22 protein-coding genes, 3 tRNA genes and 2 pseudogenes are annotated in these 23,192 nt (G+C 46.1%); 9 read left to right on the plus strand and 18 right to left on the minus strand.

The window, feature by feature from the left end:
- Positions 1–6: 6 nt before the first annotated feature.
- Positions 7–1,830 carry a hypothetical protein gene (locus tag P3C17_RS04925; RefSeq protein WP_300928378.1) on the minus strand — a complete coding sequence of 608 codons (1,824 nt, stop codon included), beginning with the start codon at positions 1,828–1,830 and terminating at the stop codon, positions 7–9.
- Between the two features lie 193 nt (positions 1,831–2,023).
- Between P3C17_RS04925 and hxpB the strand changes: the two genes are divergently transcribed.
- On the plus strand, positions 2,024–2,704 hold the full coding sequence (hxpB, locus tag P3C17_RS04930) for a hexitol phosphatase HxpB (RefSeq protein ID WP_300928379.1): 681 nt from the start codon (positions 2,024–2,026) through the stop codon (positions 2,702–2,704).
- Here hxpB and P3C17_RS04935 read toward each other — a convergent pair.
- Complete coding sequence (locus tag P3C17_RS04935; RefSeq protein ID WP_300928380.1) at positions 2,699–3,898, minus strand: AraC family transcriptional regulator; 1,200 nt, start codon at positions 3,896–3,898, stop codon at positions 2,699–2,701. The genes hxpB and P3C17_RS04935 overlap by 6 nt on opposite strands.
- 177 nt (positions 3,899–4,075) lie before the next feature.
- Here P3C17_RS04935 and P3C17_RS04940 point away from each other — a divergent pair, with 177 nt between their 5' ends.
- Positions 4,076–4,774 (plus strand): hypothetical protein, encoded by a 699-nt coding sequence (locus tag P3C17_RS04940; RefSeq protein ID WP_300928381.1) that lies wholly within the window; start codon positions 4,076–4,078, stop codon positions 4,772–4,774.
- 95 nt (positions 4,775–4,869) lie between these two features.
- Here the strand turns inward: P3C17_RS04940 and P3C17_RS04945 are convergent.
- The 15 genes and pseudogenes from P3C17_RS04945 to hemA form a co-directional block, all read right to left on the minus strand.
- Positions 4,870–4,945 (minus strand) — tRNA-Phe (locus tag P3C17_RS04945).
- Positions 4,946–4,955: 10 nt separating this feature from the next.
- Positions 4,956–5,031: transfer RNA gene (locus P3C17_RS04950), tRNA-Thr, on the minus strand.
- 50 nt (positions 5,032–5,081) lie between these two features.
- Positions 5,082–5,157, minus strand: a tRNA-Phe gene (locus tag P3C17_RS04955).
- A 176-nt stretch (positions 5,158–5,333) separates the two neighbouring features.
- Positions 5,334–6,185, minus strand: a complete 852-nt coding sequence (gene kdsA / locus P3C17_RS04960; protein WP_233010775.1) for a 3-deoxy-8-phosphooctulonate synthase — start codon at positions 6,183–6,185, stop codon at positions 5,334–5,336.
- A gap of 46 nt (positions 6,186–6,231) precedes the next feature.
- Positions 6,232–7,017: a tetratricopeptide repeat protein gene (locus P3C17_RS04965; protein ID WP_300928382.1), complete on the minus strand. Its 786-nt coding sequence runs from the start codon at positions 7,015–7,017 to the stop codon at positions 6,232–6,234.
- A gap of 76 nt (positions 7,018–7,093) precedes the next feature.
- A complete protein-coding gene (locus P3C17_RS04970; RefSeq protein ID WP_233081426.1) occupies positions 7,094–7,468 on the minus strand; it encodes a SirB2 family protein in 375 nt (124 codons plus the stop codon).
- Between the two features lie 83 nt (positions 7,469–7,551).
- On the minus strand, positions 7,552–9,105 hold the full coding sequence (locus P3C17_RS04975; protein ID WP_300928383.1) for a response regulator: 1,554 nt from the start codon (positions 9,103–9,105) through the stop codon (positions 7,552–7,554).
- A 198-nt stretch (positions 9,106–9,303) separates the two neighbouring features.
- A pseudogene (locus P3C17_RS04980) lies at positions 9,304–9,568 on the minus strand (Txe/YoeB family addiction module toxin).
- Positions 9,561–9,815: pseudogene (locus P3C17_RS04985) on the minus strand (type II toxin-antitoxin system prevent-host-death family antitoxin). The pseudogenes P3C17_RS04980 and P3C17_RS04985 overlap by 8 nt, the downstream one beginning before the upstream one ends.
- Positions 9,816–9,932: 117 nt before the next feature.
- Entirely contained in the window at positions 9,933–10,337 is a 405-nt protein-coding gene (locus P3C17_RS04990; protein WP_300928384.1) for a DUF1801 domain-containing protein, read from the minus strand.
- A gap of 32 nt (positions 10,338–10,369) precedes the next feature.
- On the minus strand, positions 10,370–10,606 hold the full coding sequence (locus P3C17_RS04995; RefSeq protein ID WP_300928385.1) for a DUF3303 family protein: 237 nt from the start codon (positions 10,604–10,606) through the stop codon (positions 10,370–10,372).
- A gap of 183 nt (positions 10,607–10,789) precedes the next feature.
- Positions 10,790–11,365, minus strand: a complete 576-nt coding sequence (locus tag P3C17_RS05000; protein WP_300928386.1) for a hypothetical protein — start codon at positions 11,363–11,365, stop codon at positions 10,790–10,792.
- A 250-nt stretch (positions 11,366–11,615) separates the two neighbouring features.
- Complete coding sequence (gene prmC / locus P3C17_RS05005; RefSeq protein WP_300928387.1) at positions 11,616–12,488, minus strand: peptide chain release factor N(5)-glutamine methyltransferase; 873 nt, start codon at positions 12,486–12,488, stop codon at positions 11,616–11,618.
- Positions 12,475–13,566, minus strand: a complete 1,092-nt coding sequence (prfA, locus tag P3C17_RS05010; protein ID WP_264343325.1) for a peptide chain release factor 1 — start codon at positions 13,564–13,566, stop codon at positions 12,475–12,477. The genes prmC and prfA overlap by 14 nt, the downstream gene beginning before the upstream one ends.
- A 19-nt stretch (positions 13,567–13,585) precedes the next feature.
- Complete coding sequence (gene hemA, locus P3C17_RS05015; RefSeq protein ID WP_300928388.1) at positions 13,586–14,833, minus strand: glutamyl-tRNA reductase; 1,248 nt, start codon at positions 14,831–14,833, stop codon at positions 13,586–13,588.
- A 99-nt stretch (positions 14,834–14,932) separates the two neighbouring features.
- Here hemA and lolB point away from each other — a divergent pair, with 99 nt between their 5' ends.
- From lolB to P3C17_RS05050, 7 genes are all read left to right on the plus strand, one after another.
- Positions 14,933–15,544 carry a lipoprotein insertase outer membrane protein LolB gene (gene lolB, locus P3C17_RS05020; RefSeq protein WP_300928389.1) on the plus strand — a complete coding sequence of 204 codons (612 nt, stop codon included), beginning with the start codon at positions 14,933–14,935 and terminating at the stop codon, positions 15,542–15,544.
- Positions 15,532–16,377, plus strand: coding sequence for a 4-(cytidine 5'-diphospho)-2-C-methyl-D-erythritol kinase (gene ispE, locus P3C17_RS05025; protein WP_300928390.1), 846 nt, complete (start codon positions 15,532–15,534; stop codon positions 16,375–16,377). The genes lolB and ispE overlap by 13 nt, the downstream gene beginning before the upstream one ends.
- Before the next feature lie 80 nt (positions 16,378–16,457).
- Entirely contained in the window at positions 16,458–17,393 is a 936-nt protein-coding gene (locus P3C17_RS05030; RefSeq protein WP_346015656.1) for a ribose-phosphate pyrophosphokinase, read from the plus strand.
- A 219-nt stretch (positions 17,394–17,612) separates the two neighbouring features.
- Entirely contained in the window at positions 17,613–18,215 is a 603-nt protein-coding gene (locus P3C17_RS05035) for a 50S ribosomal protein L25/general stress protein Ctc (protein WP_300928392.1), read from the plus strand.
- Positions 18,215–18,805: an aminoacyl-tRNA hydrolase gene (gene pth / locus P3C17_RS05040; protein WP_300928393.1), complete on the plus strand. Its 591-nt coding sequence runs from the start codon at positions 18,215–18,217 to the stop codon at positions 18,803–18,805. The genes P3C17_RS05035 and pth overlap by 1 nt, the downstream gene beginning before the upstream one ends.
- Before the next feature lie 68 nt (positions 18,806–18,873).
- A complete protein-coding gene (ychF, locus tag P3C17_RS05045; RefSeq protein ID WP_300928394.1) occupies positions 18,874–19,965 on the plus strand; it encodes a redox-regulated ATPase YchF in 1,092 nt (363 codons plus the stop codon).
- Between the two features lie 229 nt (positions 19,966–20,194).
- Positions 20,195–20,836 (plus strand): hypothetical protein, encoded by a 642-nt coding sequence (locus P3C17_RS05050; protein ID WP_300928395.1) that lies wholly within the window; start codon positions 20,195–20,197, stop codon positions 20,834–20,836.
- 710 nt (positions 20,837–21,546) lie between these two features.
- Here P3C17_RS05050 and P3C17_RS05055 read toward each other — a convergent pair.
- Positions 21,547–23,097 (minus strand): POT family MFS transporter, encoded by a 1,551-nt coding sequence (locus P3C17_RS05055; RefSeq protein WP_300928396.1) that lies wholly within the window; start codon positions 23,095–23,097, stop codon positions 21,547–21,549.
- Positions 23,098–23,192: the final 95 nt, after the last annotated feature.

Raw genomic sequence — 23,192 nt, forward strand, 5'->3', positions numbered from 1 at the left:
CTAACTTCAACGCTGGGCTTTTAACCATAAAGCCCTTTTTGCTAACTGCTCTGCTGTCGCGTCTTTGTCTTCAGTTAAAGCCCAGCTGGGATCCGCAGTAAACGTCACTTGAGTGCTGTAGTTTTTCCCCCGGCTGCTAAAACTCAGCTCTGCTGTATCCCCCACTTTGTAATAGGACAAGGCTTTATCCCATTGAGCTTTAGAGCTTAATTTATACCGTCCCAGTTTTAACAGCACATCTCCTTTGTCTACACCAGCCAGATACAAAGGCGTGCCTATCAGCGTATTGCTGTCGACTTTGAGTTGCTTGTCCTGCTCCAGCAAAGTTGCAGCAGTTAAAAAAGCCTGTGTTGGCTTGGCTGCTGCTAACTTCAAGCCCATAGCAGAAAATAAAGCTTCGAAATCAGGTAGTTGCTGACCATCGATATAACGGCTAAAGAAGTTCTTTGCAAAATCCGGATTGGCCGTTAGTGCTGCCAAAGCCTGCAGCAAATCCTGCTCGGTGTAAAAGCGGCCGGTTTTGCCAAAGTCTTGCCACAGTTTTCGCATCAGCAAATCCAGGCTCAGCCCGTCAAATTCAGTACGCAAGGTTAAATCCAGCGCCAGACCCAACACCTCACCATAGGTGTAATAAGAGATATAGCTATTGGCATAGTTAGTCGGGTCGACAGATACTGCAGCATCAACAAAAGGTGCCAGCTCACTCATCCCTGTTGCAGCAAAAAACTGTCGGCCAGGTGATAGTTGCACTCTGTTCAGTGCCGCTACTGTTTTCTCAAGATAAGTAGCTAAATCAAAATGACCAGTACGGCTTAAGGTTAGTTTGCCATAGTAGTTGGTCACCCCTTCGGCAAACCATAAATTGCGACTCATATTGGCGCGCTGAAAATCAAAAGGTTCTAAATCGGCCGGGCGTAACCGCTCCACATTCCAGGCATGAAAAAACTCGTGCGACAAAGTTTCGATCTGAGCATAGTTCGCTTCAAGTAATGAACGCTCATCGGTCAGAATAGTAGAGTTGCGATGTTCCATGCCGTCACCATCCACATGCGGCAGGTAATCAGCAATAAATACATACTGGCCATAATCAAACCTGGGGTATTCACCAAAAATCTTTTGCTGCTCTGCCACTACAGCTTTGGCTTTTTCAGTGAAGGTATCGAGTTGTTGCTCTGTGCCCTGGTGATGCATAACCAGATGAATAGTGGCTTCCGACTGATGATCTGCCACTTGCCAGCTACGGCGGCTAAAAGCACTCAATTCAACCGGACTATCCATCAGATACTGTAAATTTGGCGCAGTGTAACTGCCATCGCTCTGTGATTGCAGCTGAGTGGCTATTTTCCAACGTGGATCGGGCAAATCAAAACGCAAAGATGACGGCAAGGATGCATAGTCATGGGCAAACAGTAAGGTAGCAGGCATATTTAAATGTGCATGAGAGCGGTCGATTTGGTTGTACGTGCCATCGGCTCTGTCACCATAAAGCCGGTAATTCACAATCACAGTGCCATCGTGTTGCCCCACAGACCATTGACTTGGGCTGATACGCCGCAGTGGTAATGCTTTGCCTGTACTGTCTGTGGCTTTTAAATCGTAGATATTTTTGGCAAAAGCATGAGGTGCATAACGGCCAGGTGAAGCACTGCTCATACTCAGCAACAAATTGGCCGAACTGACACCATCAAATCGCGCTTGAATGACGGCTTCATGATGCGCCGCATTAGCAAATGATAACTGATAGCTAACCGCTGGTTTAACTGAGGTTTCTGCTGCCAACAGGCTGAAACTGCACAAAAATACGCAAGACAAGGCAAAAGACAGGCGCACTACAAGATCCTTTTTTAACAAGTGACGCTTTACCATAGAGCAATTGCCCCCAGACTCCAATCTGGATTTTTGCACTTCACCGCAAAAATAAAGCCAAGTACAGAATTTAGCCTGCGAAAGCGGATAAAGCTGTGGTGCAGAGTGTTGTGCTGTTGAATAATAAGCCAGAGACAGCAAAAGAGGGAGCCGTCAGGTGGTTCAGGCAGTTATTTTTGATATGGATGGGGTACTGATTGATTCTGAGCCTTATTGGGCTGAAGCCGAGCAGCATGTGTTTCGCCAATTAGGCGTAACACTGGATCCGGCCATTACATCACAGACCAGTGGCATGACCACCAGAGCTGTTACTGAACTTTGGTTTAAGCATTCGCCCTGGCAGGATTTGACCATTGAACAAACCGAACAAGCCGTTATTGATTATGTGGCTTTGGCTGTGCTTGAGCGTGGAGTGGTGAAAAAAGGTGTAGTGGAGCTATTGCAACAACTGCAAAGCTGGCAAATTCCGGTAGCGCTTGCCACCAATTCACCGGGATCACTGATGAACACTGTGCTGGATAAACTGCAAATTCGTCCGTACTTTCAAGCACTATGTTCTATCGAGCTGGTGACACAAGGCAAACCTAAACCTGAAATTTACCATCTGGCAGCCAGCAAGCTTGGTGTAGCTTCAGAACATTGTCTGGTGTTTGAAGACTCAATCACAGGTTTAACAGCAGCCAAAGCAGCAGGCATGAAAGTAGTAGCCCTGCCGGCCGAACACCACTGGCACAGGACTGAATACGATCAGGCCGAAAGCCGCTTAAAATGTTTTAGCGACATTCAGCCGGAGCATTTTCAAGTGTGGGGATTTCAGGCAAAGTTAACGGGCTTATAACAGCTGTTTATCCTGCCGATTGGCAGCTCTGAACTGCGCCGGGCTTTGGCCTGTATTGGCTTTAAAGGCGGTATAAAAAGACGAGCGGGCATTAAAACCTACAGACATAGCGATGCTTAACACTGAATCATCGCTTTGTTTGAGCTTTTGTTTGGCAGCTTCTACACGAGCCTGATTCACATACTCAAAAAATGACATCCTCAGGTGTTGATTTAACGTTTGGGATAAATAGTGTGCAGGCACCGCAAGATGTTCGGCCAGTTTATACAAGGTCAGTGTTTCATCCAGATATAACAACTCAGACTGCATAGTTTGCTGAAGCCTGGCAGCAATACGGGCAGACTGTTGCTCGCCCAAGGCTGAGCGTTGGTATTTTGTGAGGCCTTGAGCTGCATCTGTCATTTCAGTTTGATCAGGCTTTAACTCTTCAGCTTCAGTCGAAACAATCTGTAGTTTATAGGTTTCACTAAAACCCGGTTGCTGCGTTAAACCACACCAGGCGACTAACCACACTACCAGTAACAAGCAAAACAGCACCACTGCATCCGACAACCATACCGAATTCAAGCGCTCAGCCAGCATCAGGTTCAGCACTGCATAACTCCAGCTGAACAGTAGCAACAGCACCAGCATTTCCAGCCATGCCAGCCGTTTACCACTGTCCTCGGCAAAGACCTGACGCAGCTTTCGTCTGTAACGTCTGACCGTGCTGAGCATCTGCCGCAGGTAAAAACAACTTTGCCCCAGCCATAGCAACACAGCCGCTAAAAATACGATAGCAACCAGCAAAGTGTAACCAGCCACATTTGACGCCTCAGAAAAAAATAACAACTGCTGTTGTTCATAAGACAAGCTCTGGATCAGCACCGCCAGTACCCCGGCAAAACCCAGAGGTAAAACATGCCAGCCGTCTGCAGCTGTGAAGCGCCAGGGCTGTTCTGCAGTTAAAGCTTTGATGTAGAACCACAAGGCAGGGTTCAGAGCAAAAAAAGCTAATGGCATCAGTGCGATATATACAAAAACCAATGAAGGCCGCAGGGTAAAAACCACAGGTCCAGTGGCTATAAAGGCCAATGACAAAAGCACGATGAGAAGCGGCATCAAGTGCTTATTCTGCAGCAGTTGCAAGCAAAAGTAAGGCACAACCAGCAGCACAATCCCCAAGGCCATAGCGGCAAAAACCAACTCAAGCATCAACAGACTTCCCTACCTTGTCGTTTGCGATGAAGAACCCCATCAGTCTAAGTAATAACAGCTAACTGCGGCATAAAAACTGTCCGCGCTTATAGTCGCGGACGACATCAGCTTCAGCTTTGCATAAGATTTTATGCGAACCTTTACCACATTAATTCAGTTTTTTCAGGAGTCATTATGTCCTTTTATCAAGGCACATCCAATTCAGCATCCTTTTTTACCTTACAACGCTGTGGCGGTTTAGCCGCTTTAGGCATGGCTTTGTGTTACTTCACAGTGGCACTGATCTTTTTTGTGTTTTTATCTCAACCCGAGCAAGCGGAACCTTTACAGAAAATTCAATACATAGAGCAGCATCAGTTTTTGGTAGCGGCAGGTTATGCCATAGGTTATTTGCTGTTTGGTTTTTTACTGGCCGTGATGGTGATTGCTATCCCTCAGCAGTTGCCTCAGCCGCGATCAGCCTTAGTGCAAGTCTCTGGGTTGTTTGGCAAGGTTTGGGTGGTCTTAATGATGGCGTCTGGCATGATAGCCCTGACAGGTTTGGAGCGAGTGATCAATCTGGTCAATACAGATCCAGATCTCGCAGTAACCCTCTTTTCTGTTATGGGGCTGATGACCCATGCTCTGGGCGGCGGTATTGAATTGGTGGGTGGTCTGTGGATCTTGCTTTTCAGCCTGGCCGGACTGCAGCAACAACCACAAAAGGCAAAACTACATGGGCTTGGTCTGCTCACAGGCAGCTTTGCGATACTTACCGTTTTTCATACCCTGCCTTACCTGAAAGAAGCTTTTGGCTTGTCTCAATTGGTTTGGCAGTTGTGGTTTGGGGTTGTGTTGTTGCGTCAAAAGCAACAGGAGATCACGGCTGAGTAAAATGAACCTGACAGCAGTAAATTTGTAACCAAGATCTAGCCTTTGAATAACAGAAAACAAAAAGCCCGTCACAAAGACGGGCTTTTTGTTTTTATTGGTGCCCAGAGGCGGAATCGAACCACCGACACGCGGATTTTCAATCCGCTGCTCTACCGACTGAGCTATCTGGGCAAAACGTGAATGGTGCCGCTTATCCGAGTCGAACGGATGACCTACTGATTACAAGTCAGTTGCTCTACCAACTGAGCTAAAGCGGCAACCTAAACTGGGTGACAGGATTTGAAAGGAATCACATCACAAAAATTTATGGTGCCCAGAGGCGGAATCGAACCACCGACACGCGGATTTTCAATCCGCTGCTCTACCGACTGAGCTATCTGGGCAACGGGGGGTATTAAACGGATTTCGGCGATCCAAGTCAACTTATTTTTTAGCTGCTCGAATCGTTAGCTTAATACTTGAGCAAAGAGGGCGTTTTTCATCCCCTTCTTACTCAAAGTAACGAAATTTAATTGGCATTTAAGCGGGCGGTTACAAGACCCGCCCCTACAGTGGTTTTTTAATTTGCTGATGTATCCAAAGGCGCAAAAGATTTGACTAACTGATCCAATTCTTTCATTTGTTGCAGGTAGGCTTCCAGTTTATTCAATGGCAGAGCACAAGGGCCATCGCATTTGGCTTCATTTGGATTCGGGTGCGCTTCAATAAATAAGCCAGCTAAACCCAACGCCATACCAGAACGGGCCAACTGAGCCGCCTGAGCGCGACGACCATCAGCCGAATCAGCACGGCCACCAGGACGCTGTAACGCATGGGTTGCATCAAAAATCACCGGAGCGTATTGCTTCATATCGTCCATGCCCAACATGTCAACCACCAGATTGTTATAACCAAAGCTGGAGCCACGTTCGCAAAGGATAATTTTATCGTTACCCGCTTCCTGAAACTTGGTGATGATATGACGCATTTCGTGCGGTGCTAAAAACTGTGGTTTTTTCACATTAATCACAGCACCGGTTTGCGCCATAGCTATGACTAAGTCGGTTTGACGGGCCAAAAAGGCCGGCAACTGAATTACATCCACCACTTCAGCCACAATAGCGGCCTGATAAGGTTCGTGCACGTCGGTGATCAGCGGTACGTTAAAGGTTTTTTTAATTTCTTCAAAAATCTTTAAACCTTCTTCCATGCCAGGACCACGATACGAATGCACAGAAGAGCGGTTGGCTTTGTCAAAAGAGGCTTTAAAGACATAAGGAATGCCCAGCTTTTCTGTGACTTTGACGTAGTATTCCGCCACTTGCATGGCTAAATCACGCGACTCTAAAACGTTCATGCCACCAAAGAGCACAAAAGGTTTGTTATTGGCGACTTCAATAGCGCCAACCTGAATAGTATGTTGGTTCGTCACTTTCAATTCCTCAGACAAAATACTGGATACTGCGGCAATGATACTCTTAATGCAGCCATTGTGGGTAGGACGACAGCTGGCGGATTTGCTGTTTCATATGATCGTTGGACGGGTCATCCGGTTTTTGATCAACAAAATACTGATAGTCGCTGATCGCCAAAGACCAGTGATCTAACAGTTCAGATAATAAACCCCGTTCCCGGTGCAAGTAGGGATCGCCCGGTTTTTGCTCCAGCAAATGTTGCACCACGGCCATGGCTTGTTCACGTTTACCTAAAGCCAACAACAGCTGCTTTTGCAGTTGCCACAGCCCGTCACAAAAGGTCGGAAAATCGACAGATTGCGTCGCCAGTTCCTGAGTAATACTCAGCGCCAGACCATTTTCAGGGCTTAACAAACATTGCCAGGCCCCTGTATATGGATCAACCCAAACCTTTTCAGCTTTGGATAAACGCACCTGCACTAAATATTCACCTTTGTAGCGCACTATATCGCTTTGAAAGCCAGCTTGTTGTAACCAGCATAACAGCAGCAGTATCAGCACCAGCGGGTCGGCTTCACGCTGATTAATGGCATAGCTAAGCAATGTGGGCTGATGCATCTCTTCAATCAGCAAAGGTTTAACTGGAGGGGTAAAAAAAGCATCCCGGTAAAAGCTGTCCACATGGCGGGCTAACGCATTCATTGTCAGCTTTGTTTCAGCTTTGGCAGGTGCCATTGCCAGCCAGCACTCTTTTGCTTGCTGAATTTGCTCTGCATCAGTCCACTGCTGTTCAATTGCTAACAATAATTCAAGCAGGGCCAGGCCCTGCTGCTTTAACTCAGACTTCATCTACTATCCACTACGACAAGAAACAACATCACAAAAAGCATACTTAAAAACACGGCTGTTTTAGCCAAATAACCCCTTAACCAAACAGTAAAGGGGTTTTAGTAATAGCGACTTTGCCTACCAGAGCCAGCCAGCTTAAAGCACCTAAAAAACCTACCCAGCGCATCAGCAGAGTGCGGCCTTTTAATGCCATCACAGCTAAGCCAATATAAGCAAATAAACCAAAAAGTTTATCGGTCAGCCATGGCGTCTGAAATGGGTATTGCTGAATAGTCAGCATCAGGCCAATAGCCGTCAGCAGTAATAAGGTATCCACCACATGAGGCGCAATTTTTAAGAACTTGTTCTGCAACAAAGCCGGGGATTTTAAACTCAATAAAAACCGCACTGCTAAAAAAGTAACGCTGAGCGCGATAAACAACATATGAGAATGTTTTAGTGCCATATACATAAAAATAGTCCTTAAAAATCATTTAACGTCTGCGGAATAACAAGGCCACCCGCAGGTGGCCTGGAATAAGTGATAACTGCGACTTACTCGTCATCGGGATATTTTTGCAGTATTGCTTCGAGTTTGTCGACCCGGGTTTTAAAAATTTCGACCAGTTTAGGGTCAAAATGTTTGCCCGACTCACTGCTGATCTTCTCAAGCACCTGCTCTAAGGTCCAGGCCGATTTATAACAGCGTCTGTGGCGCAATGCATCATAAACATCAGCTAAAGCAGCAATACGGCCGTAAATATGAATTTCTTCGCCTTTTTTGCCACTGGGATAACCAGAGCCATCCCATTTCTCATGGTGGTCTTGCGCTATGATAGCGCCTGCCTGAATAATGGTACGTTTTGAGTTCTTTAAAATTTCATAGCCTATGCTGGCATGGGTTTTCATCACTTCCCATTCCTGGCCATGCAGCTTCATCGGCTTATTTAAAATGCCATCTGGTATACCTACTTTGCCGACATCATGCAAAGGAGACGCAAACATCAGCTTTTCAGCTTCTTCTTCCGGTAAGCCATAAGCTTTAGCTAAGTCGTAACAAATAAAGGCGACCCGCTTTACATGATTGCCGGTTTCGATGGATCTATGCTCCACCGCTTCACTTAAGCGATAAACAATTTCACGTTGCGTATCTTCAATTTCGCTTTGCAGCTGCACGTTTTCATAAGCAATTTGCACATTTTGTGAAAACAGCTCAATTAAACGTTTTTGCGTATCTGTCATCTGGTTCGGTAAACCAGACACATAAAGCAGAGAACCAGAGGTAAATTTACTGGTGCAATAGGCCACCAGATAATTGTCCCGGTACACAATGCTGCGGCTATTTAAGGCCTGATGAAAAGCATCCAGTAACGCCGGTTCCAGTACTTCACTGATTTGTTTACCTTCCTGCTTTTCAAACTGGCCTAAACCGGCAAACACCACCAAACGCTCCGGGTCGGCTTCTTCATTGATATTGCCTGCCACCAGCGATGAGGTCACCAGCAAAGCATTGTCGTTACAGCCTAAAATGGAGGTCAATTGCTGCAACACGCCATCAATAAACTGCTCCATCGAGTGGGCCGAAAACAAATCAGCAGAGGCGGTAATAATTTTCTCAAGGCCCTGACGGCTGTGATCAATGGCCAGAATATCGCGATAGGAACGCAGGCTCGACATCACCACAGTAAAGAGCTTTTGCGCCGTCAGCTCAGTTTTGGATTTGTAGTCGTTGATATCGTAATTGACTATTACCTGACGCTCAGGCGCCTGCCCAGGCTGGCCGGTACGTAAAATAATACGCACGTAATGGTTATGCAGCTCTTCGCGGATATAACGTGCCACCAGTAATCCGGCATCGTCGGTTTCCATCACCACATCCAAAAGCACAATGGCGGCATCGGTATGCTTCGCCAACATCTCGCGAGCTTCCCGACCTGAATAAGCGCTGATAAATTCGAGATGTTTGCTCTGAAAGGAAAAGTCACTTAATGCCAGCTTAGTAACGGCATGAACCTCAGGCTCATCGTCCACTATCAGAACTTTCCAACTGCCACGAGAAATCTGTACAACTTCCTCGGGTTCCTCAGCAAATAAAAAATCATTCGCCATGTAACACTCCTTAGCTTGCCGCGCGCTTTACTGCTGTGTGTTTATTTATATGCGTTAAACAGGGAAGGGTCAAAACAAAGTCGTTGAAAATATAAATATTTTAGAGTGGGGGTATTGAGAGAAGGAGCACTGAGTCGTGGGGATCGCTCTGATTCAGAGATAAAATGCCAGCGAGTCTAATTCGATAAAAGATTTAATTTAATAGTGGTAACGGCACGAAATAATCGTAATTGCATGCTCATCCACTGCGAAGACCAATCTGTTTGTATCATCTATACGACGAGACCAAAAACCGGCCAAGTTTTCTTTGAGCGGTTCTGGTTTACCAATACCCTCAAAAGGTGAACGCTTTACATCACTGATCAGTTTGTTGATACGTTTAAGCGTTTTCTTATCCTTAGTTTGCCAATACAAGTAGTCAGTCCATGAACTCGTCCGTCAATGAAAACAGGCGACTACTCATCACTCAAATCCCGCTGAGTCACTTGACCAGCTTTGAATTGTGCAATTGAGCGATTCAAATGCTCAGCATTTGCGGGGGAACGCAATAAATGCACTGTTTCCATCAGGCTGTTGTACTAATCGAGTGACATCACAACGGCATCGTCTGCATCACGACGCGTTATTACTGCAGTATCAGCATCATTCACCACTGAATCTAATACCGCTTTTAAGCTATTTCTTGCTTCTGTAAAAGACACAATTCTCATAAAACCTCCATATGTACAACTTACAGGACAAGTATAGGCTCAAAGCCCTGACTTGTGCAGTAACTGGAACAGGTAGGTTGACTAACCTTCAGTGAGCGCAGCAAGAAAGTGCCCATATCAAGCACCCAGTAGTGGGAGGTGTTTCAGGCTATGGTATTTCAGTGCCAGTTGCAGGCAATGCTTGAATGGTGCGTCAGACACAGGTGCAGCTAATGGCAGAACAATGGCTCGTTTTCCCTCATACTCAAATTCCTGCCGGTATATTTCCCTGAAGGTTTCAACCAAGCTGGTCTGGCAATGAAAATAGACCTTAATCACATCAGGATCTTTTGGCTTCCAGTCGATTCGAATCGCACTACCGCCTTTGACCTGATAGCTGGGTTCACCCCATTTCAGACTTTCCTCCACTACACCTAACGCATTTTCCTCTGCAACAGCAAGGATAAGACGGCGCACCTCTTCAAGCTGCTGTTGTGCCGCTGGCGGATAGCTGGAAAATTTAGCCTGGATTTCAGGTGTCATTTCGCGTCCAAATGAGTGAAGGGCTATCCAGCTTAATCAAGAGGATAAAGCTCAAACTCAACGAACTCTTCCCACTTTTTAAACCACTGATAGAACAGAGCTTCGTCATTCGACTCCATTAGCTGAAAACAGATGTTTTTCTCTGTATTCACCCATGAGTTTAAATAGTACAAGCCATCAGGAAACTGGCGACCTTTGGCGTTATACACTTTGTAGTTTTCTGCCATTAGCCCAGGCTTGAAGTTTTCTACCACCATGTATTTTTTCAAACTATGTCCTTACGTCACTCAATGGGTCATTTAGGTTGGGCCTTGAGCCTCAACCGGCAAATGTTTGTTATGACTTCCATTCAAAAAGTTGCAACATGCCACACAGGATCATAAGTCTCTAGTGAGACTGCGTCTCAACCCAACCTGAAGATCATTAGCCTAATCCGGGCAAGCTCAGCGAGCTTATGTTGCTTTGCAAGTATCCTGAATAATTGCTTCAAGCATGGCTTGGTAAGACGGATACTTAGGATTCCAGGTAAAGGCAGTTCCGGTAAATATTGCATTGGGGTCCAAATAAGTCTGCAAAGCTTCACGATAAGTTAAACATGCGTTAGCATGATCCCCTTGCTTTGAAAACGCATCCCCAACACCAATTAAAGCATTTGCCGCGCCCCAATACTCTCCGCCTTTTTTATACAAATCGACCGCTTTTCTAAAGCTCAATTTTGATTTTTCCGGCGTTGGATCAAAAGTACCTAACTCACGATAGTGAGCTTCAGCTGCATGATAAGCAGAGCTTGAGTAAAGTACCCCCAGCACGGTTTCCGCATTTCCGGCTCCGATAAAATTTGATTCTTTTAGATAAATATTGACGGCTTCTAATGCTAACTTTTCTGCAGGTATAGCTCTACCTGCATTGATTAGCTCATAAGCTTGGTTAATTTTTTGTCTTGGTTCTGAAGTTGAATGAACCAATGCTGCTGAGCACCCAGCCAAAGACAGACTTAACGCTATTGCACTTAATCCTGAAATTCTCATAAATTCTCCATTATTCAAACAATTGTACGCACTAACATTTGAGTGCAGTGTTTGTACGCTGCTTCTCTGCCTGAGTCTGCTGTTTTTTTAAGCTCGCTGCTGTAAGTACCTAAATTAACTTAGCTTTCAATGTTCAGCAACAACTAAATAGGCTCTGTTATATAAGGATTTTAACGCCTGACAGGCGCGGATAAACCGCGCCCTACAGTAGATTTCAGGAGAAGTAATTCAAAGAAAGGACAAACAAAACTTAAGCGGGAAGCTTCCCACCGGTGATACGCCACTGGTCGCCGTAGTCTTTTACTGATTGCACTGATGTAAAACCAGCTTCGGTTAAAATCTGCTGTACTGCGTCGGCTTGCTGGTAGCCGTGTTCCAGCCATAACCAGCCGGATGGGGTCAGGAATTGTGGGGCTTGGGTGCAGATATGGCGGATATCGGCCAGGCCTTGCTCTGGTGCTACTAAAGCCGAGTCGGGTTCAAAGCGTACATCACCTAAAGCTAAATGCGGGTCTTGTGCATCTATATAAGGTGGGTTGCTGACGATTAAATCAAACTGCTGCCCTTCTAACGCATCAAACCAGCTGCTTTGTTTGATGTGGCAATTGGCTAAAGCCAAAAGCTCAACATTCTGCTTTGCTAAATCCACTGCATCGGGTTGTAAATCAACGCCAGTCACAATCCAGTTTGGCTTTTCTTTGGCTAAAGCTAAAGCTATAGCTCCTGTGCCAGTGCCTAAATCCAGCACTTTGGCTTTAGCAGGCAAAAGCAAAGCTAAAGACTGCTCAACTAACAATTCGGTATCTGGCCTTGGTATTAAGGTGCAAGGGGCAACAGCGAGTTTAAAATCCCAGAAATACCAGTAGCCCAGAATATGGGCCAAAGGCTCACCGGTCAGACGGCGTGTCAACACAGGTTCAACTAACAGCAACTGCGCTTGGGTAAGCTCACGCTCTGGATACAACATCAAGGTGGTGGCATTAATATCCAGCACTTCCAGCAAAATACGCCGGGCTTCCTGTTTTGCATCCGCAGGTACAGGGCCGGTTTCAAGCAAAGGAGTAAGTAACGCAGTAGCTTGTTGCAGCCACTGCGTTAAGGAAGGATTGTTAACGGTTTTCATCAGCCAAAGCAGCTAACAAGTCAGCCTGGTGTTCATGGCTTAATGGGCCAATCACCAAATCTAAATCACCTTCCATCACATCTAATAAACGGTAGATCGTCAGGTTGATACGATGATCCGTTAAGCGGCCTTGCGGGAAGTTGTAAGTACGGATACGTTCTGAACGGTCACCACTGCCGACTAAAGAACGACGATGTGATTCTTCGACTAAACGACGTTTTTCATCTTCAGCGGCCTGAATACGTGACTGCAACACGCTCATAGCGCGGGCGCGGTTTTTATGCTGTGAACGCTCGTCCTGACATTCCACCACTATACCAGTCGGTAAGTGAGTGATACGAATGGCAGAGTCAGTTCGGTTAACGTGCTGACCACCGGCACCAGAGGCGCGGTAGGTATCTACTTTTAAATCAGCAGGGTTAATTTCAATGGCTTCGCTTTCCGGTACTTCCGGCATAATGGCCACTGTACAGGCAGAAGTATGCACCCGGCCCTGAGACTCAGTGGCTGGCACACGTTGTACGCGGTGACCACCGGATTCAAATTTCAAAATACCGTAAGCGCCTTCGCCCTGAATGCTGGCGATCACTTCTTTATAACCACCGTGCTCGCCGTCGTTGCAGCTAACAATTTCAACTTTCCAGCGTTTGCGTTCACAAAAACGGCTGTACATACGGAACACGTCACCGGCAAAAATAGCGGCTTCATCACCACCAGCACCGGCACGAATTTCAAGGAAGCAGCTGTTGCTGTCGTTTGGATCTTTAGGTAACAACAGAATCTGTAAGTCCTGATCCAGCTGTTCAATCCGCTCTTTGGCTGCTTTGTATTCGTCCTGCGCCATATCACGCATATCCGGATCTGAATCTTTCATCATCTCTTCTGCGCTGGCTAAATCATCCTGCGCCTGACGATACAAACCAAAAGCATGGCTCAGTTCTTCCAGTTGGCTGTACTCTTTAGACAACTCGCGAAAACGACTTTGGTCAGAAATTACGCCAGCGTCACTTAATAACGCTTGAACTTCTTCATAACGTTCGACCAGAGCTTCGAGTTTGCGGTACACCGATTCTTTCATGTTGTTTCTATTTACCTGATTACAGATCTAACAAAGTGTTGATCAAAGATTGTTGTTGAGGTTGCTCGTCCTGCAGTAACTGCCGCAGCGCCTTGGTTGGTGCATGCATCAACCTGTTGCTGAGTTTAGTCGCAAGTTCAGCTAATACTTTTTCAGGGTCCTGCCCTGCTGCAATTTGTTTGCCCGCTTTGGCCAGCAATTCATCCCGAATGGCTTCGCCTTTGTCGCGGTAATCGCGCACTACGTCTAACTGGCCATGCAAACTCAGCCACGAATTGAACTCATTGACGCCCTGCAAAATCATCTGCTCGGCTTCAGCCGCTGCTTCCTGACGGTTCTGCAGGTTTTGCAGCACTATGGATTGCAAGTCATCCACTGTATACAAATAGGCGTCTTCCAGCTCTGATACTTGCTCTTCAATATCTCGTGGCACAGCTAAATCGACAAAAAACATCGGCTTGTGGCGGCGTTTTTTCAGCGCCTGTTCCACCATACCTTTACCGACAATAGGCAAGGTACTGGCAGTCGAACTAATGACGACATCGGCATTAGCCAAGGCTTGTGGCACCTGCGCTAAACTGACTGCTTCACCATTAAACTGGCTGGCTAAAGCTGCGGCTTTGTCATAAGAGCGGTTCGCGACAGTAATTTTTTCCGCGCCCTGCTCCAATAAATGTTTGGCCACCAGCTCTATCGTTTCACCGGCACCAATCAGCAGCACTTTCACTTTGCCGAGCTGACCGAAGATTTGTCGGGCTAAACTTACCGCAGCAAAAGCGACAGATACAGCACTGGCGCCAATGTCCGTTTCAGTACGAACCTGCTTGGCCACTGAAAAGGTCTTTTGAAATAAACGTTCAAAAGCCGGATTAATAGTACCGGCCTGACGTGAATGGCTATAAGCCTGCTTCACTTGCCCCAGAATTTGGGGTTCACCCAGCACTAAAGAATCCAAACCACAGGCCACACGCATTAAATGACTGCTGGCCTGCTGATCCTGATGCAGGTATAAATGATGCTGTAATTCGGCCAGGTCTAACTGATGAAATTTGCTCAGCCAGTCAATTACTTGTTTCGATTGCTCGGCGCTGCCGCTAAAATACAGCTCAGTTCTGTTACAGGTGGACAAAATCACAGCGTCGGACACCTGGGTCGTCGTCGTCAGATCCCGTAAGGCGTCCAAAATTTGTTCAGGCGCAAAAGCAACCTGCTCACGTAAGGAGACAGGTGCAGTTTTATGATTAATACCTAAAGCAAAAATGGTCATTCACCTGTTTGGCCCGTTTCGAAAAAACCGGCGTTAGTCAAAAGAGGGCGAATTGTACGAAAAAGCCCAAACTAAAAAAAGCGTAGAGAAGGAATTAGTGTGTTTGCAGCGATAAAAACTGGTTGTTTTGTAGTTTTCAGTCTGATTTTGACAGGTTGTGCCAGCAACAGCAGCCAGCTAAAACCAGTTATTCCCCTATCAGCACAACAAAGACAACTGCAATTAGAGCAATTGCAGGAGTTTACACTGACCGGAGCCTTAAATGTAAAAGCGCCTGAGGAAAGCGTCAGTGGCAGTTTAAACTGGCAACAACAAGGGCCTTATTTTCAGGCCAATATGACCACCTTTGTTGGCATCAGTGTTTTTGAACTGGAAACCGACGCCCGTGGCGCTAAGGTCAAAGCTGATGGCGAAACTCATAAAGCTCAGTCGGCCAGTGCCTTGCTGGATTATTTATCCGGCTGGAGTTTACCTATTGAAGAAATGCCGTTGTGGCTCAAAGGTGTGGCAAGCGCAGAAAGCTTTAACCATCAGTGGGATGCGCAAGGCCGTTTAACCAGCTTTACGCTGAAAGACAGCCAGCAGCGTGACTGGCAAGTCAGTTACAGCGAGTTTTTTCCTGATGCCTTAGCTTTGCCAAAACGCATTCAGTTGGATTCTAAAGCCGATGGCAGCCGTATTAAGTTAGTGGTGCGTAAATGGCAACTTTAACCTTATCAGCTCCGGCCAAACTGAATTTATTTTTACATATCACAGGCCGCAGGGCCGATGGTTATCACAATCTGCAAACCTTGTTTCAAATGCTTGATTGTGGCGACCAGCTTAGTTTCACACTCACCAGGGACGGTGAAATTAACTTTCGTTGTTCAGATAAAAGCATAGAAAACGACAGCAATCTGGTGGTGCGCGCGGCGAAGTTATTACAGCCCTTTGCCGCAGAAAACGCAGGCGTGCGTATTTATCTGGATAAACAAGTGCCTATGGGTGGCGGCTTAGGTGGCGGCTCGTCCGATGCGGCGACCACACTGCTGGCTTTGAACCAGTTATGGCAATTAAAGCTATCAAACGCACAGCTTTGTGAACTGGGCTTAAAGTTAGGTGCAGACGTTCCTGTATTTGTATTCGGAAAAACAGCCTTTGCTGAAGGGGTTGGAGAAAAATTACAACCCGTCAGTTTGCCGCAAAACTATTACCTTATTGTGACGCCAGATGTGCATGTCAGCACAGCTGAAGTCTTCGGCAACCCTGATTTAATCCGCAATACACCCGTCATGTCAGTCAAAGATCTACTAGACTCACAGTGGCAAAATGACTGCGAAACTCTGGTTAAACGGCTATACCCCGAGGTTGCAATGGTACTGAACTGGTTGATAGAATACGCGCCGTCCCGAATGACAGGTACCGGTGCCAGTGTGTTTGCCGAGTTCCAGGATGAATTAAGTGCCCGTCAAACCCTTGCAAAACTACCGCCACCATGGCGTGGTTTTGTTGCTAAAGGGGTCAATCAGTCTGCTGTCCTGACTGAATTGGAACAAGCCGTATGACGCACAGCAGGCGACACAAAAAGCCTGCTGCATTATTAACCGGACTCACAAACTGCCCTGAGGATCCTACCGTGCCCGACATGAAGATTTTCGCTGGTAACGCCATACCAGAACTCGCCAAGAAGATAGCCAGCCGTTTATATATCAAGCTGGGCGATGCCGAAGTCGGCCGTTTTAGCGACGGTGAAGTCTGTGTTCAAATCAATGAAAACGTCAGGGGATCTGACGTTTTTATTATCCAATCTACCTGTGCGCCAACCAATGACAACCTGATGGAACTCATTGTGATGGTAGACGCCTTACGCCGCGCCTCTGCCGGTCGTATTACCGCTGTTATCCCTTACTTTGGTTATGCCCGCCAGGACAGACGCGTGCGTTCTGCCCGTGTGCCTATCACTGCTAAAGTAGTGGCTGACTTTTTATCCAGCGTAGGTGTAGATCGTGTTTTAACTGTGGACTTACACGCTGAACAAATTCAGGGTTTCTTCGACGTTCCGGTTGATAACGTCTTTGGTAGCCCGGTATTGCTGGACGATATGCGTAAGCGTGAATTTGTTGCACCAGTAGTGGTATCTCCGGATATCGGTGGTGTAGTACGTGCCCGCGCTATCGCCAAACTGTTGAACGATGCCGACTTAGCCATTATCGACAAACGTCGTCCTAAGGCTAACGTGTCTCAAGTAATGCATATCATTGGTGATGTAAAAGATCGCGACTGTATTATTGTCGATGACATGATTGATACAGGCGGCACTTTATGCAAAGCCGCTGAAGCCTTAAAAGAACAAGGAGCAAAACGAGTATTTGCTTACGCCACTCACCCGATTTTCTCTGGCAATGCCGCTGAGAACATCAGAAACTCAGTGATCGACGAGCTGATCATCACCGACACTATTCCGCTGAGTGCAGAAATGCGCGCAGTCAGCAAAGTAAGACAGCTGACCTTAAGCGATATGCTGGCCGAATGTATCCGTCGTATCAGCAACGAAGAATCTATCTCTTCTATGTTTGATTAATCAGACGCCTGATTAACTTCAGACTGCAGATTTAAAAAAGACATCAAAAGGTGTCTTTTTTTATACTTGTCTTTTGTAGCTTTCATTTGCAGCCTTAAGGCTCCAGTGATACCATAGCGCGCTTTTTTGCGTCGGCTGAATTTAACTTCACCCACCGAAAAAGCTTCTTCCTGGGGTCAGGTCGCGGAACTCAGGGTCTATTAATTTTTGGAGAATACCATGTCAAACGCCATTTACACGTTAAATGCAGAAGTCCGTACTGATTTAGGGAAAGGTGCGAGCCGCCGCCTACGTCACGCAGACAAAGTACCAGCTATTATTTACGGTGGTCATCAAGAAGCTCTGTCTATCACTTTAGATCACTCTAAATTGTTACAAGCTCAGGCTAACGAAGGTTTCTACACTCACATCCTGACTATCGTTGTTGGCGGTGAAGAAGTGAAAACTATCGTTAAAGCTATGCAACGTCACCCGTTCAAGCCAAAAGTTATGCACGTTGACTTCCAACGCGTAGAAGCTGGCCACGAGTTACACACTGTAGTTCCAGTACACTTCATCAACGAAGCTGCTGCAACTAAGAAAGGCGGCATCGTTGCTCACCATATCAACGAACTGGCTATCACTGTGTTACCACAGAACCTGCCAGAATTCATTGAAGTGGATTTAGCAGACGTTGAAGTAGGCGTAACTCTACACTTGTCAGATCTGAAAGTTCCTGCTGGCGTAACTATCACTGAGTTAGCCAAAGGCGCTGGTCATGACCAAGCCGTTGTATCTGTGAACAAGCCTGCTGGCAAAGCAGACGAAGACACAGCTGAGTAATGACTGAAGCAATTCAGTTAATTGTGGGCCTGGGTAATCCAGGCCCAGAATACAGCCAGACCCGCCATAACGCAGGTCAATGGTTTGTAGAACAACTTGCCCGCCGCTATAACGTTTCTCTTCGTCCTGATAGTAAATTTGTTGGCCTGACTGGTAAATTTGTCACTCAAGGTCAGGAATATAAACTGCTGATTCCCACTACGTACATGAATTTAAGTGGCAAATCCGTTGCAGCTATGGCGCAGTTCTATAAACTTTTACCCGAAAACATTCTGGTGGCTCACGACGAAATGGCGATAGCGCCCGGCGTAGCTAAATTTAAACTGGGTGGCGGCCATGCTGGTCACAACGGTTTAAAAGACATCACCAGTAAACTAGGCAACAATGCCAATTTTTWTCGCCTGCGACTGGGTATTGGCCATCCTGGTCACAAAGATTTAGTCACAGGTTATGTGCTGGGCAAAGCACCGTTATCCGAACAGAAGCTGATCGACGAAGCTTTGGATGAATCGATGCGTTGTTTTGAGCTCTGGTTAAGCGATGGCTTAATTAAAGCGCAGCACAGGTTACATAGTTTTAGCGCGGCTTAAGCAATAGTTTAAGCGCGTCCGGTTCGCAAACAGCACGGCTTTGCCGTCTAAGCACAAAGGATACACCCATGGGTTTTAAATGTGGCATCGTTGGTTTACCAAACGTAGGTAAATCTACTCTGTTCAACGCACTGACAAAAGCTGGTATTGAAGCGGCTAACTTCCCGTTTTGTACTATCGAACCAAATACCGGTGTGGTGCCTGTGCCTGATTTGCGTTTACAGCAACTGGCCGACATTGTAAAACCACAACGTATCCTGCCAACGACTATGGAATTCGTCGATATAGCAGGCCTGGTAAAAGGCGCTTCTAAAGGTGAAGGTTTAGGTAATAAATTCCTGGCCAACATCCGTGAAACCGACGCTATCGGTCACGTAGTACGTTGTTTTGATGATGAAAACATCATCCACGTTGCTGGTAAAATTGATCCGGCTGACGATATCGATACCATCAATATGGAATTGGTCTTATCTGATATGGACAGCGCCGACAAAGCTATTTTCCGCGTGAGCAAAAAAGCCAAAGCTGGTGATAAAGACGCTAAAGCTGAAATGGAAGTGCTGGAAAAAGTTAAAAAGCATTTAGAATCAGGCTTAACTTTACGTCAGCTGGACTTAAGCGACGACGAAAAAGCGCTGGTGTCGTACATGAACTTCCTGACAATCAAACCTACTATGTACATCGCTAACGTACTGGAAGATGGTTTTGAAAATAACCCACACTTAGACGTAGTAAAAGCCATAGCCGCCAAAGAAGGCGCTATTGTAGTGTCTATTTGTGCTGCTATTGAATCTGAAATTGCTGAGCTGGAAGATAGCGAAAAAGCAGAATTCTTAGAGTCTATGGGCTTAGAAGAGCCAGGCTTAAACCGCGTAATCCGTGGTGGTTACTCGCTGCTGAACCTGCACACCTACTTCACTGCTGGTGTAAAAGAAGTACGCGCCTGGACTATTCCAGTTGGCGCAACAGCACCACAAGCAGCAGGCGTGATCCACACCGACTTCGAACGTGGTTTTATCCGTGCTCAAGTAGTGTCATACGACGACTTTATCGCCTGTAAAGGTGAAGCCGGAGCCAAAGAAGCAGGCAAACTGCGCGTTGAAGGTAAAACCTACGTCTGTAAAGACGGCGACGTCATGCATTTCTTGTTTAACGTTTAACGCTAAAGTTTTACGTTATCTTTGAAAACCGGACTTTTTAGTCCGGTTTTTTGTTTACTTCATATTTAAATCTATGTCATTTTCCTTAATCGATTGGATTTACTATGAATTATTTAATTTCAGCTTATCCTTAAACTCATAGAAACTAAATCAGGAAAGCTTGTCGAGCACGGTGCAAGACCGGACAGCAAAGACCGTTAATACAAATATTACGCAAGGAACATCAGAGATGAATAAGGCTATAGTTTTGTTACTCTGTATTGTTATTGGGGGGTGCTATACAACAATGACCTCTGTATTTAGTAGCTATGCTTTGGAACCAAAAGCGCGTACGGAAAGACAGCAAAAACGATATTATGAGGCGAGTCCAGAGCTTCTTCTTAATAGCCAGTTGTCTGTTAGTTTTTATAGTACTCCGGGACGATCTTTGAAACCAAAGCTAGAGACATGTGAAGAGGCTATGTCTGATGAGCTGACTATGATTTTTCTTACAAATACGTACCTCTCACTTGATCTAACCAAGATGGAAATATTTTCTGAAGGTAAACGATTTAAGGTCAACAAATATAAGACCTACGATTCAGAAGTTTATGTACCGATTTCCAACATGTCTTTGCTGCCACTAAAAAGAACAAGTAAAAGTGTTGTCGACTATGCCAGAAGATTTAACTTAGATCCAATAGCTACCGGTAAGGAGTTTGATATTAAGCTTAGCGAGATGACCGGTGTTAGTTTGTTGTTCGATGGTGAGTTTTCATGCGGCGAGAATCATTATGAAATGGTTTTTGCTAATTTCAATCATGTAACAAAAAAGGAAGAAACTTATCGGATCTTCTTTTTCCCATGGAAAGATTCAATTACGCCACACTGAATTAACCTACGCAAACCAACGGGGTCAAACCCAACTTCAGGGTCAGGTCTTGCGGTGTGCCCCAACGTTTTGAGTTGAAACCACGGCGATTAATTTAATTGCTTTTATGTCTGGCAGCTTAAAAAGCGAGGATGGGTATAGTTCTAAGCTGACCGTCTTTGGCAGGGATGCCAAAGGCGAGCCTACATGATGTATTTACGGCGTGTCTGCGTGGACTATGCCCTTCCCGCAGCGACCTAACCCTCTACAGCATCCCCATAACTTTAACTCAGCTCAGAATAAAAACAGGGTCAAGTCTTTCGGTGTGCCCCAACCTTTTGAGTTGATACCACGGCGATTCATCTACGATCTGGCAGCTCAAAAAAGCGAGGATGGGTATGGTTCTAAGCAGACCGTCTTTGGCAGGGATGCCAAAGGCGAGCCTGAAAACCGGAAACGGGGTCGGGTCTTGCGGTGTGCCCCAATGTTTTGAGTTGATACCACGGCGATTTATCTACTATCTGGCAGCTTAAAAAGCGAGGATGGGTATAGTGCTGAGCAGACCATGTTTCGCAGGGATAGCGAAACAACACGTTACGCAGCCCTACATGGATGTATTCACGGCGTGTCTGCGTGGACTATGCCCTTCCCGCAGCGACTTCACCCTCTACTTAAGAGCTGAAAACGGGGGCAAGTCTTGCGTCTTGCCCCTATTGTTATGCTAAGTAAAACTAAGCCGCAGCCCGATAATTATCCAACATAGTATAACTACGTGCATACAAGGCAAAAATAGCGGCTGCCACTAAGGCAAAACCCGCAAAGAAGAACATTAAAAAGGCGGTTTCCGATAAGCCTGTCGCTTCTACTTGCGACAGAACTGTTTCGCTGCGAATACTGTTATTGGCTAATAGCACCCATAAGTTACCTACTGTGACCGATAACTGCCAGAAGCTGGTAATAGTGCCTTTCATGGCAGCAGGTGCCTGACTGTAAGCAAACTCTAAGCCTGTGGCCGATACCAATACTTCGCCAAAGGTTAAGAGTGCATAAGGCAATACCTGCCAAACTATCGACATTACAGTGCCGCCGTCCATCGCCAGCTGTACTGAACCAATCACAATCCAGCTTAAGCCCGCAAAGGCAATACCAGCACCCATACGGCGTAATGCGGTAATACGCACACCACAACGCTCCAACAGCGGGTACAGCACCATATGATTAAAAGGGATCAGCAGCATGACCAACAGCGGGTTTAAGGCCTGCATCATGGCAGGTTCAAACCAGTCAGGTTTGCTCATATCATTGGCTTGTAAAATCCAGGTCGAGGCTTTTTGATCAAATAAAGACCAAAAGGGAGTGACCAGCGCAAACAAAATTAAAATACGCAGCACTGAACGCACACCATCTACGGCTATATCAGGATGAACACCCCGAGCTCTTTCCAACTGAATAGCTGCACCAGCACCACCAAAGCCCATCACCAGCACTAAAGCTAAACAAAAAGCAGCGACAAAGCCTAAAGTTGGGGTTTGGCTTAAACTAAAAATCGCCAAAGCAAAACCCACTAAAGCCAGATAGAGGCCGCCATTGGCTTTGCCTTGTTCTTTAGCGAATAAAGCGGTTTTTACCACTTTTAAGAAGCTGTGCGGATTTTTAGGTTCTGGCGCTATATGCACATAACGTTTGCGGCCTAGCCAGAAAAACAAGGTGGCCAGTGCCATCAGTATGCCTGGTATACCAAAAGCCACGGCAGCACCAAAGTGCTTGAGAGTCAGCGGCATCAGCAAGGACGCAAAAAAGGAGCCGAAGTTAATAGTGAAATAAAAGATATCAAAAGCTTTTTGCGCCAGCTTTTTATTACTCTGGTCAAATTGGTCGCCCATAAAAGCCGAAACTAAAGGTTTAATGCCGCCCGACCCCAGCGCTATCAGAAACAAGCCGGTGTAAAAGCCTTCTTTACTGGTTTCAAACAAGGCCAAAAACAAATGACCAATACAGTACACAATACTTAGCCATAAAATGGTGTTGTATTTGCCAAGGTAACGGTCAGCCAGCCAGCCGCCTAATAAAGGGAAAAAGTACACACCAATGACAAAGGAGTGAAATACTTCTTTCGCCATAGAGGCGCGCATTTCTTCAGGTATAGATAACAGCAAAGCTGTCATTAAAAAGGGCGTTAAAATATTGCGCATACCGTAGAAGCTGAAACGCTCACAAGCTTCACTGGCAATAATAAAGGGGATTTGCCGTGGCCAACGGGCTTGTTTTACATCTGTGGACATTGGTTTTCCTCTTACTGACTCCATAGCGGCGGAGTTTATTTTTTAGTTTTAATAACAAACCGATACTACCCCATCAGTCGTATAAGCCCAAGTAC

Source organism: Rheinheimera sp. 1928-s (genome assembly GCF_029269265.1).
GTDB lineage: Bacteria > Pseudomonadota > Gammaproteobacteria > Enterobacterales > Alteromonadaceae > Pararheinheimera.